12 protein-coding genes are annotated in these 12610 nt (G+C 58.9%); 3 read left to right on the forward strand and 9 right to left on the reverse strand.

From position 1 onward, the window contains the following. Positions 1-186: 186 nt before the first annotated feature. From msrQ to mrcB, 9 genes are all read right to left on the reverse strand, one after another. Positions 187-807 carry a protein-methionine-sulfoxide reductase heme-binding subunit MsrQ gene (msrQ, locus tag BFQ03_RS09285; RefSeq protein ID WP_032862951.1) on the reverse strand — a complete coding sequence of 207 codons (621 nt, stop codon included), beginning with the start codon at positions 805-807 and terminating at the stop codon, positions 187-189. Next, positions 807-1820 (reverse strand): protein-methionine-sulfoxide reductase catalytic subunit MsrP, encoded by a 1014-nt coding sequence (gene msrP / locus BFQ03_RS09290; RefSeq protein WP_032862949.1) that lies wholly within the window; start codon positions 1818-1820, stop codon positions 807-809. Before msrP ends, msrQ begins: the two co-directional genes overlap by 1 nt. A 63-nt stretch (positions 1821-1883) precedes the next feature. Next, positions 1884-2741, reverse strand: coding sequence for a CDP-diacylglycerol--serine O-phosphatidyltransferase (gene pssA / locus BFQ03_RS09295; RefSeq protein WP_029298897.1), 858 nt, complete (start codon positions 2739-2741; stop codon positions 1884-1886). Between the two features lie 143 nt (positions 2742-2884). Further along, a complete protein-coding gene (gene ilvC, locus BFQ03_RS09300) occupies positions 2885-3901 on the reverse strand; it encodes a ketol-acid reductoisomerase (RefSeq protein WP_007948647.1) in 1017 nt (338 codons plus the stop codon). A 46-nt stretch (positions 3902-3947) separates the two neighbouring features. Then, positions 3948-4439, reverse strand: coding sequence for an acetolactate synthase small subunit (gene ilvN / locus BFQ03_RS09305; RefSeq protein WP_003176102.1), 492 nt, complete (start codon positions 4437-4439; stop codon positions 3948-3950). 2 nt (positions 4440-4441) lie between these two features. Beyond that, a complete protein-coding gene (locus tag BFQ03_RS09310) occupies positions 4442-6166 on the reverse strand; it encodes an acetolactate synthase 3 large subunit (protein WP_032862959.1) in 1725 nt (574 codons plus the stop codon). Positions 6167-6597: 431 nt separating this feature from the next. Next, positions 6598-6927, reverse strand: coding sequence for a YqcC family protein (locus tag BFQ03_RS09315; RefSeq protein WP_032862947.1), 330 nt, complete (start codon positions 6925-6927; stop codon positions 6598-6600). Then, the gene (locus BFQ03_RS09320) at positions 6927-7658 is read right to left on the reverse strand and encodes a tetratricopeptide repeat protein (protein ID WP_065942918.1); all 732 of its coding nucleotides are present in this window, start codon (positions 7656-7658) and stop codon (positions 6927-6929) included. Before BFQ03_RS09320 ends, BFQ03_RS09315 begins: the two co-directional genes overlap by 1 nt. Before the next feature lie 16 nt (positions 7659-7674). Further along, the gene (mrcB, locus tag BFQ03_RS09325) at positions 7675-9996 is read right to left on the reverse strand and encodes a penicillin-binding protein 1B (protein WP_032862944.1); all 2322 of its coding nucleotides are present in this window, start codon (positions 9994-9996) and stop codon (positions 7675-7677) included. Positions 9997-10113: 117 nt separating this feature from the next. Between mrcB and BFQ03_RS09330 the strand changes: the two genes are divergently transcribed. The 3 genes from BFQ03_RS09330 to BFQ03_RS09340 all read left to right on the forward strand — a co-directional run bounded on the left by BFQ03_RS09330 (position 10114) and on the right by BFQ03_RS09340 (position 12580). Then, positions 10114-11670 (forward strand): bifunctional aminoglycoside phosphotransferase/ATP-binding protein, encoded by a 1557-nt coding sequence (locus tag BFQ03_RS09330; RefSeq protein ID WP_065942919.1) that lies wholly within the window; start codon positions 10114-10116, stop codon positions 11668-11670. Between the two features lie 91 nt (positions 11671-11761). Continuing rightward, positions 11762-12106 carry a pentapeptide repeat-containing protein gene (locus BFQ03_RS09335; protein ID WP_032862942.1) on the forward strand — a complete coding sequence of 115 codons (345 nt, stop codon included), beginning with the start codon at positions 11762-11764 and terminating at the stop codon, positions 12104-12106. A 201-nt stretch (positions 12107-12307) separates the two neighbouring features. Then, entirely contained in the window at positions 12308-12580 is a 273-nt protein-coding gene (locus BFQ03_RS09340; RefSeq protein WP_032862941.1) for a TfoX/Sxy family protein, read from the forward strand. The last annotated feature ends 30 nt before the right edge of the window (positions 12581-12610 follow it).

The following is a 12610-nucleotide window of genomic DNA, read 5'->3' on the forward strand; positions in this document are numbered from 1 at the left end:
GGCGAATTCTACAGCGTTACACGCTGCTGTCAACACCTCTTTTTCAACTTCCTTTTGGCTTCGATGAACTGAAGCAACCTGCTGCCGAAAACTGTGTAACTCATTGTTTACCAAGGAGTTTTCCGTTTCGACTGCGCCGGAAGTGGGGCGAATTATAGACTTCCTGATTCTGCGGTCAAGGGCTAATTACACTTTTGTTGCAGAAGGTGCTTTTTTAGCAATAAGACGAGGGATTCGACGCATCACAGGCGGGATCCGCAGGAGCAAAAGCAGCGCGCCTATAGAAGCATAGATAGCCCATTCCTTCAGGTCAGCCCGCACGATCCAAAGCATGTGCAATAAACCAAGCCCCAGAATCACATACACCAAGCGATGCAGCTTCTTCCAACGGCTACCCAACCGACGCTGGCTGTAGCGATTAGAGGTCACCGCCAACGCCAGCAGGCCCAGGAAACCCAGCGCCCCCACAATAATGTAGGGCCGCTTGCGTAACTCCACACCCAATTGCGACCAATCCAACCCCAGGATAAATACACAGTAAGCCGCAAGGTGCAGCACCACATAAGCAAAGCACCACAACCCCAACTGCCGGCGCACAGCGATCCACCCTGCCCAACCGCTCAGTTTTTGCAGAGGCGTCATCCCCAGGGTGACCAGCAACAGGATTAGCGTTCCCAGCCCCAGGCGATCAACCAGCACTTTGCCGGGATCTGGCCCCAAGGCCAGGCTCCAGGCCTCATACAACCAATACAACGGCCACACCGCCGCTGCTATAAAGACGCCAACGCGCCATATGGGGTAACGCATCAATAGTTCTTCCGCAGATCAAGGCCCGTATAAAGAGAGGCGACCTCTTGCGAGTAACCGTTGAACATCTGCGTCTCGCGCACATTCGGGCTGAACAAGCCACTGGGCAGCCGTCGTTCCCGCGCCTGGGTCCAGCGCGGATGATCGACCGTGGGATTCACATTCGCATAAAACCCATACTCATCCGCCGCAATGCTTTGCCAGGTAGTTTTCGGCTGCTCACTCACCAGACTGATCCGCACGATGGACTTCACACTCTTGAAGCCATACTTCCATGGCACCACCAAACGCAGCGGCGCACCATTCTGGTTGGGCAATTCACGCCCATACATGCCCACCGCCAGGATCGCCAGAGGATTCATCGCCTCATCCAGGCGCAACCCTTCTACATAAGGCCAGTCGATCAGGCCGAAGCTCGAACGCTGGCCCGGCATGCTCTTGGGGTCCTGGAGGGTTTCAAAGCGGATGTACTTGGCCTTGGAGGTCGGCTCAACCTGTTTCAGCAGGGCTGATATGGGGAACCCCATCCAGGGAATGACCATCGACCATGCCTCGACACAGCGCAGACGGTAGATCCGCTCTTCCAACTGATACGGCTTCATGAAGTCTTCCAAGGCATAACGCCCCGGCTTTGCAACCTCCCCATCAATTACGACGCTCCATGGCTCGGTCTTGAGTGACCCGGCATTCGCCGCCGGGTCGCTCTTGTCGGTACCGAACTCATAGAAGTTGTTGTAGTGGGTCGCATCCTTGAATGGCGTGATGGCTTCGTCTTTGACCGTCACCGCCTGCCATTGCGTACCAGGCAGCTTCTCGGTAAACCAGCCGGGAGCCTTGCCGGGCTCGACATCGGCATAACGCGCAGCGTCAGCCGCACTCGCCCAACGCGGCAGGCTACTGGCCGCGATACCGGCAAGCGCGCCACCGAGCAAACTGCGACGGGAGAAATAGAGGGATTCTGGGGTGACATCCGATTCGTGGCAGTCGGACGCTTTGGGCAACTTGATTAACATGGCAACTCCGCAGCATTGGAGAACTGATGCACCAATAGACTGCGGAGTATGGGGGAAATTACATTAAGGCAATGTTTTGTCCCGGCGAAGATGCAGCAGGTACTGAACCGGACCCGATGCGGCATACACCAGGAACGCCAGCAGCAGAATCCGCGGTGGATCGCTGAAGACGACCGCGAAGACCAGCACCACCACCAGAATCGCCACGAAAGGCACTCGCCCCTTCAGGTCGAACTCCTTGAAGCTGTTGTACTTGATGTTACTGACCATCAGCATGCCGGCCGCCGCAACCATCAAGGCCACCAGGAACGACATCTTCGAACCCTGGATACCGTAATCACTGAACGCCCAGACAATACCCGCCACCACACCTGCCGCGGCAGGGCTGGCCAGGCCAATGAAGTAGCGTTTGTCGGCAGTACCTACCTGGGTATTGAAGCGCGCCAGACGCAGCGCAGCTCCCGCCACATAGATGAAGGCAACCATCCAGCCAACCTTGCCCATATCTCCCAGCGCCCAGGCAAACGCCAACAACGCAGGTGCGACACCAAAGGCAACCATGTCCGACAGAGAGTCGTACTCGGCACCGAAGGCGCTTTGGGTATTGGTCATCCGCGCCACGCGCCCATCAAGGCCGTCGAGCACCATGGCCACGAAGATCGCGATGGCGGCAAAACCGAAGTATTTGCTGGCACTCGCCGCATCACCTGCCGCCAAGGCGCTCTGGGCGCTCATGGAATTGATGATGGAGTAGAAACCGGCAAACAGGTTCGCCGTGGTGAACAGGTTGGGCAGAAGATAGATGCCACGATGCCGGACCTTGCGGCCTTCCGCGTCATGCCCTTCTTCGACATGCTCATCGATCGGTAGCAGGCTTTCGGCGTCAGAGGCCTGGTTTGGCTCTTCGGGACGTTCGCTCATGGACTTTACCTTGCAACGGTGTGAAAAAATTCGACAGACACTTGCGGCGAGTGTTCGCCCGCAAACGATGCAGCTTTATACCAGAACCAGCCCTCAAACGAAAAAACGCGGCCGAGGCCGCGTTTTCACTTGATACGTACGACTTAGTTCTTGGCTTTGTCGACAATCTTGTTGGCACCGATCCACGGCATCATGGAGCGCAGTTGCTCGCCGATGATTTCGATACCGTGAGCGGCGTTGTTACGACGCTTGGCGGTCATCGAAGGGTAGCCGGTTGCACCTTCGCTGATGAACATTTTGGCGTACTCGCCGTCCTGAATACGTTTCAGGGCGTTGCGCATGGCCTGACGGGATTCGGCGTTGATCACTTCCGGACCGGTCACGTACTCGCCGTATTCTGCGTTGTTGGAGATCGAGTAGTTCATGTTGGCGATACCGCCTTCGTACATGAGGTCAACGATCAGCTTCAGTTCGTGCAGGCACTCGAAGTAGGCCATTTCCGGCGCGTAGCCAGCTTCAACCAGGGTTTCGAAACCAGCTTTTACCAGCTCGACGGTACCGCCGCACAGAACGGCTTGCTCGCCGAACAGGTCGGTTTCGGTCTCGTCCTTGAAGGTGGTTTCGATGATGCCGGTACGACCACCACCAACGCCTGCGGCGTAGGACAGTGCAACATTCTTGGCGTTGCCCGAGGCGTCCTGATAGATCGCGATCAGGTCAGGGATACCGCCGCCTTTGACGAACTCGGAACGTACGGTGTGGCCTGGAGCCTTGGGCGCGATCATGATCACGTCGAGGTCAGCGCGCGGTACTACCTGGTTGTAGTGGATCGCGAAGCCGTGGGAGAAGGCCAGGGTGGCGCCCTTCTTGATGTTCGGCTCGATTTCGTTCTTGTACAGCGCGGACTGGAACTCGTCCGGGGTCAGGATCATGACCAGGTCGGCAGCAGCAACAGCGGAAGCAACGTCAGTCACTTTCAGGCCATGAGCCTCTGCCTTGGCAACGGTCGCCGAGCCTTTGCGCAGGCCAACGGTCACGTCAACGCCGGAGTCTTTCAGGTTGCACGCTTGAGCGTGGCCCTGGGAACCGTAGCCGATGATGGCAACTTTTTTGCCCTGGATGATCGACAGGTCACAATCTTTTTCGTAATAAACTTTCATGAGGTTCCTCTATATATCCAGGCCCTTAGGCCATTCACTAATTGGGTTAGATGCTGAGTACTTTGTCGCCACGGGCAATCCCGGTGACACCACTGCGTACGGTTTCCAGAATCGAGGCCGTCCCGATCGACTGGATGAAGCTGTCCAGCTTGTCGCTTGTACCGGTCAGTTGCACGGTATAAACGCTGGCGCTCACATCGACGATCTGCCCGCGATAAATATCGGTAGTGCGTTTGATCTCGGCACGCTGGGCGCCCGTGGCCTTGACCTTGACCAGCATCAGCTCGCGCTCGATGTGGGCACTTTCCGACAAGTCGACCAGCTTGACCACTTCGATCAGCTTGTTGAGGTTCTTGGTGATCTGCTCGATCACCTCATCGTGGCCTACAGTAGTCAACGTCAGACGCGACAGGGTCGGGTCTTCGGTCGGGGCCACGGTCAGGCTTTCGATGTTGTAGTTGCGTTGCGAAAACAGGCCGACAACACGAGACAGAGCGCCGGGTTCGTTCTCCAGAAGCAGGGAGATAATGTGCCGCATGATTAGGTTCGCTCCGTCTTGTTCAGCCACATGTCGCGCATAGAGCCGTCTTTGATCTGCATCGGGTAGACGTGCTCGCTGGTGTCGACCTGGATGTCGATGAACACCAGGCGATCCTTCATGGCGAACGCCTCTTCCATCTTCGGCTTCAGATCCTTCAAATCGGTGATGCGCATGCCGACGTGGCCATAGGCTTCAACCAACTTGACGAAATCAGGCAGCGATTCCATGTAGGAATGGGAGTGACGGCTGTTGTAGCTCATGTCCTGCCACTGGCGAACCATGCCCAGTACACCGTTGTTCAGGCAGACGATCTTCACCGGCAAGCCATATTGCAGGCAGGTCGACAGCTCCTGGATGTTCATCTGGATGCTGCCCTCACCGGTCACGCATGCAACGTCGGTGTCGGGGAAGCTCAGTTTCACACCCATGGCCGCAGGGAAACCAAAGCCCATCGTGCCCAGGCCACCGGAGTTGATCCAGCGGTTAGGCTTGTCGAACTTGTAGTACTGCGCGGCGAACATCTGGTGCTGGCCCACGTCGGAGGTCACAAAGGCGTCGCCCTTGGTCACTTCGCACAGGGTTTCGATCACGGTCTGTGGCTTGATAATGCTGCCGTCGCCCTTGTCGTAAGGGAACAAGCCGCGATCGCCACGCCATTCGTCGATCTGCTTCCACCAACTGGCAACGGACTCCTTGTTCGGTGCCTCACCGATGTCCTTGAGCGCGGCGACCATTTCGGTCAATACGCTTTCCACTGGACCTACGATCGGCACGTCGGCCTTGATGGTCTTGGAGATGGACGCCGGGTCAATATCGATGTGGATGATCTTGGCATTCGGGCAGAACTTACTCGCGCCGTTGATCACCCGGTCATCGAACCGCGCCCCCACGGCCAGAATCACATCGGCGTGGTGCATGGTCAGGTTGGCGGTGTAGCTGCCGTGCATGCCGAGCATGCCGACGAACTGACGATCCGAACCCGGGAAGGCGCCGAGCCCCATCAGGGTGTTGGTCACTGGCAGGTTCAGCATCTTGGCCAGTTCGGTCAGCGGTGCGGAACCGCCGCCCAGGATCACCCCACCGCCGGAGTAAAGCACTGGGCGCTTGGCCGCCAGGAGCATTTCTGCTGCCTTGCGGATCTGCCCCGAGTGCCCACGAACAGCCGGGCTGTAGGAGCGCAGCTTGGCTTTCTTCGGGAAGACGTATTCGAATTTTTCCGCCGGGTTGGTCATGTCTTTCGGGATATCGACCACCACCGGACCCGGGCGACCGGACTGTGCGAGGTAGAAGGCCTTTTTCATGACGTCCGGGATCTCCGACGGATGCTTGATCATGAAGCTGTGCTTCACGATCGGCCGGGAGATACCGATCATGTCGGTTTCCTGGAATGCATCGGTACCAACCATGGTGCTAGGCACCTGGCCGGAAATGATCACCATCGGAATGGAGTCCATATAAGCAGTCGCGATGCCGGTAATGGCATTGGTTGCACCTGGGCCGGACGTTACCAGGACCACGCCGGCTTTACCGGTGGCACGGGCATAACCGTCAGCCATATGGGTCGCGGCCTGTTCGTGGCGAACCAGGATGTGGGTAACACCAGGTTCCTTGAACAGTGCGTCGTAGACATGCAGCAGAGCACCACCTGGGTACCCGTAGATATAGTCGACGCCTTCGTCACGCAAAAAGCGGACGAGCATCTCACCACCAGATAAAAGCTCCACGTTGTTCACCTCTAAAACGCCAGAATACCGTCCGTTGAAAACCGACGGGTCTTAATAGGTTTACTTCTCAACAGAGCATGAGCGACGGTGGTCGCCGACTACGTCAGCACTGACTGAGCAAGTATTGGGATCGTCCCAAGTGTTGCGGGCTTTTCCCACCCAGCGCGAGGTAACGCGTTGCGGGTGTAACAGGTCGGCGCGGATGTGCGCCTCATGATCTGCTGAGCGGGCCTGCTTCTGGCAGTCCCGATACAGCGGACTTTGGATTCTTCTGTTTCAGCCCCTTCAAGTCAAGCAATAATTGCGCTTTTTTCCAACTAAGCGCATGAGAACGCAGAAGAAAGGGGTTTGAGGAGGGATAAAACTCGCCTGAATGTCGTCAAGCGGTAGAAATGTGCGCAAGACTGCCGGAAAACCCGGCAGTCAGGCAATTAACGAGCGTCGACGATCAGTTGGTCGAACTTTTTCAGCGCATTGCGCAAGCCGAGGCTCTCGCGCGGACGATCGGCGTAGACCATCTCGGCCATCTCCAGGATTCCCGACGCATTGGGCAGCGGCAAGTCCTGCTCCAGGATCTGTTTCATCCGGGCCAGGAAAATCCACTGCAACCACTGATGAAAATCCAGGGTATCGACAGAAAAAGGCTCGACGCTGCTCAGCGCCTCGGCGCTGGGAGACACTTCGTCCCACCAGCCCTGCACGCGCAGTTCACGCTCAATCAACAGCAACTGTTCGGCAATCGCCGGAAAACGCGAATCCATCAGAGGCTGACCTTGGCTTTTTGCCGGGCCTGGGCTGCGCCAGCGGCGTCACCTTGCGCAGCGCGCGCATCACCAATCAAGGCCCACAGACTGGCTTGCAGGTCAGGGCGACCATTGGCCATGGTCAAGCCACGACGGGCGAACTGTTCAGCTTGTGGCGCATCCCCCTGGGCCATGCGCACTTGTGCCAGGCGATACAGAACCTGTGGTTCACGCGGCGCTACACGCTGGGCGCGCTCAAGGCTGGACGATGCGCCGTTCAAGTCACCACCAGCCTGCTGTTGCTGGGCGGTCGTGAGCAAGGCCAGGACCGGACCGTCCAATTGCTCGTCGGCAGACAGCCCACCGCTGCTTGCGGAAGGAATCCCACTCGGTGTCGAAGGCATGGAGTAGCTGCCCTGGTTGATCGGCGCCGTTTGAATCGGCGCGGAGTTCGACGGACCCGGGGTGATTGGCCCAGGCGTCCATGGCGCGGAGCTGATCGGCGCAGAAGTCGTGGCACCACCGCCCGGAACCATGACCACCACCCCGGATTCCTGAGGCACGGCCTGCGTCGTGGCTGGGTTCGGACGCGTGACCACGGTCTGGCGAAAACCGCCATTGGCCGAAATCCGATCATTGTTGGACACGGCCGTGCCGGAATCCACCACCGGGATGGAGCCACGCTGCACGGTGGAACAACCACTGAGCAAAGCCAATGTTGTAACAGCTGGAATCAACCACTTGTTCACTTGAAATCCTCTTTGCTTAATTCATCCAGCCCTTGACCCAATCCATCACCGAATCCGCGTCTGTGGGCACGCCACCACACGGTGCGCCGGCTGGCGGTTCGCTGCCGCGAATATACGGCATCTGCACCGCGCCCGGACAGTTGGCATCGGAGCCCTGGCCGGTATGGGGATCGATCCAGGCCTGAACGATATTGTCAGGTTGTGGCATGTTCAGTGGCAGCGGGTCGGCCTTGCGCATAAAGCTGGTCCAGACCTGCAGGGCGCCGGTCGCGCCGGTAAAAGGTGTCTTGCCGTTGTCATCACGCCCCAGCCAGACCACCGCGAGCAGGTCCTGGCTGAAACCGGCGAACCAGCTGTCACGGGAATCGTTACTGGTACCGGTCTTGCCAGCCAGCGTCAGGTTGGACGGCAACACGCTGTAGACCGAGCGCCCGGTACCTTCGCGCATGACGCGCTGCATGGCGTTCTGGGTCAGGTAGATGGAGGCTGGATCAAAGCGCTGTTCAATCTGGAACGGATAACGCTTGAGCGGCTCGCCTTCCGCCGTGAGAACACTACGAATCCCGCGCATCGGCGTGTTGAAACCACCGTTGGCGAGGGTCTGGTACATGGTTGCCACTTCCATCGGGCTCAAGCCCCCCGCGCCCAGCAACATCGACGGGAACGCCGGGAACTCGCGGCTGACGCCCAGTCGCGCCAGCGTCTTGAGCACATTCGGCACACCCAGTTCCAGGCCAAGTCGCGCCGTGGACAAGTTGTAGGAATGCGCCAGGCCCTGGTACAGGAAAACCGTACCGTGGGAGCGGCGATCATAGTTCTGCGGCTTCCACACCTGACCATCGGCACCCTTGACCGAAAACGCCTCGTCGGACAACCAACTGGTCAGTGTGTATTTGCTCGGTTTTTCCAGCGCAGTGAGGTACACCGCCGGTTTGATCAGCGAGCCAATCGGCCGCACGGCATCCAGCGCCCGATTGAAACCGGCGAAGCTGGCCTGACGGCTACCGATCATGGCCTGGACTTCACCGGTTTCCGGATTGGTCACCACCATGGCGGCTTCGACTTCGTCCGAGCCTTTACGCCCGGCCAGGCGCTTGAAGGTATCGCTGACCGAAGCCTCGGCCTTCATCTGCAGGATCGGGTCGAAACTGGTGAAGATCCGCAGGCCTTCTTCGGTCAAGTCTTCGTCGCGATAATCTTCGCGCAACTGGCGTTTGACCAGGTCGATAAAGCCGGGGAACGAGCTGTCTGCCAACTTGCCACGGGTGGTGACACCCAGGGGCATCTTCTTCGCGGCAGCCACCTGTTCAGCGCTAGCAACGCCCTGCTGCTCCAGCACATCGAGCACCAGATTGCGGCGTTCCAGCGCCCGCTCCGGGTTACGACGTGGGTTGTAATAGGACGGCCCCTTGACCATACCCACCAGCAACGCCACCTGGTGCAGCTTCAATTCGGACAATGGTTGACCGAAGAAGAACTGGCTGGCCAGGCCGAAACCGTGCACCGCCCGCTGGCCATCCTGGCCGACAAACACCTCATTGAGGTACGCCTCCAGAATTTCCTGCTTGCTGTAATGCAGCTCCAGCAACATTGCCATCATGGCTTCGGTGAGTTTGCGAGTCAGGCTGCGTTCACTGGTCAGGTAGAAATTCTTGACCAATTGTTGCGTCAGCGTACTGCCACCCTGGGTCATCCGCCCGCCGGAGGTGTTGACCCACACGGCACGGGCGATGGACTTGGGCGATACACCCCAGTGGCTATAGAAGTCCCGATCTTCGACCGCGACCAGGGTTTCCAACAGGTAGGGCGGTACCTGATCGATCTTGATCAGGATGCGATCTTCAAGGTTCTTCGGGTAAATCCCGCCGATCAGCAACGGCTCAAGGCGCACCACCGGCAGTTTGCCGCCATTGAGTGCCGACAGCTCGGCAACGTAATCACCGGAGAAGCGCACACGCACAGGCTGCGCCTTTTCCAGGCCTTCATAGAACTGGAAACCCCGGGTATTCAAGTCAACCGTGTTCCCGCTGACAGCCGCAGCGCCCGGGCCGTTGGCCACGGCTTCACGCCGATAGCCCAGCGCATCGAGTTCGGTGAGGAAGTCCGCCTTGCTCAGCTTCTGGCCGGTAAACAGTTCCAGCGGGCGAGCGTAGACCTTCGCCGGGATGGTCCAGCGTTTGCCTGAGAACTTCTCCTGGACCACCGCATCAAGGTAGACCGCGATGCCTGCGATCACCACCAGGCCCACCAGGCCGAGCTTGAGCGCCCAGCCCAACCAGGGGCGCAGGCTGCGGGGAGGAGGTTTTTTACGGGAACGGGGAGATCGGGTACGAGTCATGGCGGCGGATTATACGCACTTTATTGATGATCAACATGAACCGGACGGCGGTTTGCATGACCGGCTTGAGCGGCCATAATGCGCACCATTATTTTCCCAGACTCCGAAGGATCGCCCGTGAGCCAGCCCCTGATTGCCGCCCTGCAAAACCCGGCCTTGTTTCCTCATCCGGTCGACGCGTTTCAAGTCATCGAAACCCATATTTCCTGGGTCCTGCTCACCGGCCCCTATGCCTATAAAATCAAGAAGCCGGTGAACTTCGGCTTCCTCGACTTTACCCAATTGGACGCCCGCGGCCACTTCTGCAATGAAGAGCTGCGCCTCAACCAACGCCTGACACAAGATTTGTATCTTGACGTGTTGCCGATCACCGGCAGCGCTGAAGCACCGCAACTGGGCGGCGAAGGCCCAGCCATTGAATATGTGCTGAAAATGCGCCAGTTCCCGCAAAGCCAACTGCTGAGCACGTTGCAGGCCAATGGCGAGCTGACCAGTGGCCACATTGATGAGATGGCCAGCCAGATTGCCCACTTTCACCTGAGCGCGCCCAAGGTTCCCGAAGCCCATCCCGCCGGCACCCCGAACGAGGTGATGGCGCCGGTGCGGCAGAACTTCGAGCAGATTCTTCCCTTCCTCAGCGACAAGGCCGACCTGGCCCAACTGCAAGCCCTGCAAGCCTGGGCCGAGAGCAGCTTTGAACGCCTCAAGCCGCTGCTGGAGCAACGCAAGCTCAATGGCTTTACCCGTGAGTGCCACGGTGATATTCACCTGGGCAACGCGACCATGATCGACGGGCACGTGGTGATCTTCGACTGCATCGAGTTCAACGAACCGTTTCGCTTCACCGACGTGTGCGCCGACACTGGCTTCCTGGCCATGGACCTGGAAGACCGTGGCCTCAAGTCGCTGGCCCGACGCTTTATCAGCCAGTACCTGGAGCTGACCGGCGATTACCAGAGCCTGGAGCTGCTGAACTTCTATAAAGCCTACCGTGCCCTGGTGCGGGCCAAGGTCGCGCTGTTCAGCATGCCGTCCGAGGCAACACCGGTCGAGCGGGCCACCACCCTGCGCCAATACCGCAACTACGCCAACCTGGCCGAAAGCTACAGCACCATCCCCTCGCGCTTCCTGGCGATTACCCATGGCGTGTCGGCGACCGGCAAAAGCCACGTGGCGATGCGTCTGGTCGACGCGCTGGGCGCCATTCGCCTGCGCTCGGATGTCGAGCGCAAACGCCTGTTCGGCGAGCAGCAGGTCGAAAATACCCCGCAAGCCGGGATTTATGCCGCAGATGCCAGCGCAGCGACCTACGCCCGCCTGCATACCCTCGCCGAAACCGTGCTGCGCGCAGGCTTCCCGGTGGTCCTGGATGCGACCTACCTCAAGCGTGAGCAACGCGCCGCTGCCGCCCAGGTCGCAGAAGCAACCGGGGCGCCCTTCCTGATCCTTGATTGCAATGCACCGCAGGCTGTTATCGCCAGTTGGCTGGCAAAACGTCAGGCAGATAAAAACGATCCGTCTGACGCCACCCTGGCAGTCATTGAAGAGCAGCAAGCCAGCCGTGATCCCCTGAGCGCCGAAGAACTGCTGCTGAGCAAACGGGTCGAGACCAATGAAAGCGGGACACTGGACGCACTGGTTGCCCATGTCCGCCAACGCTTGCCGGGCCTGTAATAAATATTTCTTGGCCGTGAAGCCGTTAACAGCTCACGGCCAGCAATAGTGGCACTATAATGGCGTCATAATTCCAACGGGAGATGCCGCCATGGGCCAGCCGAAGCTGCTTGATACCCCGCTCTACGCACTACTGCATAAAGATGACATCCGTGGCTTCAACCAGGAACGCCCCAAGGGTGGCCCCATCGATATGCGCGGTGGCGATTTCCGTGGGCTCGACCTGCGGGATCTGGACGCTGCCGGCGTGGACTTCACCGACGCCTACTTCCGCTCGGCCGACTTGCGTGGCCTGGACCTGCGCGACTGTTCGCTGGAAGGCGCCAGCCTGGCCCATGCGCAGATTTCAGGCGCTTACTTCCCGCCCGAACTGAGCGCTGACGAGATCCTCATGTCGGTCAATTTCGGCACTCGCCTGCGTTACCGCACCCGCTGACAGCACATCCTCACCCCCGGCCCCGCGCAATGCGGGCTGGGGGCTTGCGCCGCTCACCGTCAACATTCCAGCGCCAGCCTTAGAAGCGTTTACATCGTTTCTGAGCAAAGAACTACGCTTTTCCTACTGAGCGCTACACTCCTTTCAGGCTTGCCTGGTCACGATACCCACCGAACCATTCGGCCGTCGCAAGGAGGCTTGATGAATGATGAGCTGCAACACCTGAAAAACCTTGGCAAGACCTCGGCACAATGGCTGCATGCGGTGGGCATCCATAGCGCTTCGGACCTGCGCCGCCTGGGCGCGGTAGACGCCTACCGGGCAGTACGCACCCGCGGCTTCCGGGCTTCCAAAGTCCTGCTGTATGCCATCGAAGGCGCATTGATGGATGTGCATTGGAACGATATTCCAACCGAGCGCAAGGAAGCCCTGAATCGCCAATTGGACGCACTGTCGGTCCGCAACAAGAGCTGAGAGGGCCTGATGCCCAGCGTTTTCGGGAAT

This window comes from Pseudomonas sp. 25 R 14 (assembly GCF_900004755.1).
Taxonomy (GTDB): Bacteria; Pseudomonadota; Gammaproteobacteria; order Pseudomonadales; family Pseudomonadaceae; genus Aquipseudomonas; species Aquipseudomonas brenneri.